Source organism: Pseudomonas sp. UFMG81 (assembly GCF_015354575.1).
GTDB lineage: Bacteria > Pseudomonadota > Gammaproteobacteria > Pseudomonadales > Pseudomonadaceae > Aquipseudomonas.
The window spans coordinates 1-948 of sequence record NZ_JACAFQ010000074.1; the positions used below are offsets into that span (position 1 = coordinate 1).

Below are 948 nucleotides of genomic sequence, written 5' to 3' on the forward strand. Positions count from 1 at the left end.
CTTGGGTGACGCTTATTCACCTTTCCGCCCTTACGGCGGGTAACTTTTTGAAGGATCAAAAAGTCACCAAAAAATCCTCGCTCCATTCATACGGCCCCTACGCTTCGCTTCGGGGTTCCCTCACTCCGGTCTTGCTCCCGGGAGTACGCACCGAAGGGCCATCCATGGCCCATCGGTGCTCGACGGGCATCCATGCCCGTCGCCTCCCTCCGCAAGCCCTCCGATCGGCCTCCTGAAGTCGCGAAGTTAGGGGCGGCGCCTATATTGGCGCAGCTGTCGCTAGTTGTTTGTTTTGTTGAACTTCAAATTGCAATCGCTGGCAAGTCGCAGCGGCGAACCGCAGCTCCCACAGGTACTGTTCTGAACTCGAAACTTACGCGGTCACTGTGGGAGCCGGCTTGCCGGCGATGAGGCCATTACAAACAACCGATCAATAACACTTAAACACTCGCTGCTCTTGCTCTTGCTCTTGCTCTTGCTCTTGCTTCTAAGCGCGCGATAGCCCAGTCACCACCAAACGCGACTTCAGGAGGCCGAACGTAGGACTTGCGGAGCGGGGCGATGGGCATGGATGCCCATCGAGCACCGATGGGCCATGGATGGCCCTTCGGTGCGTCCACGCGGGAGCAAGGCCGGAGTGAGGGAACCCCGAAGCGAAGCGTAGGGGCCGGATGATGGGAGCAGGCGGTTTTGCTGGGCCTGTCCCGTGACAACGGACGCCAAAAAGCTGGCTATTTAGCCTTCTGCCTTAAGCTCTTGGCATATTCGTTCGGAGAACGGTAGCCAAGGGCGGAGTGCAGCCGACAGCTGTTGTAAAAACTATGAACATAGCTGGCGATGGCTAGTTGAGCATGTCGTTTACTGGGATATGCACTGAATGCTTCTTCCCTTTTCAGCGTAGCGAAGAAGCTCTCAGCCACTGCGTTGTCCCAGCAGTTTCCCTTTCGG

Annotated in this window: 1 protein-coding gene; it reads right to left on the reverse strand. The window is 57.1% G+C overall.

The genetic code is table 11. The annotated features are described in order from the left end of the window. Positions 1 to 731: 731 nt before the first annotated feature. Positions 732 to 948, reverse strand: a 217-nt coding sequence (locus tag IX761_RS26960; RefSeq protein WP_194792522.1) for an integrase core domain-containing protein, incomplete at its 5' end; no start/stop codon positions are given.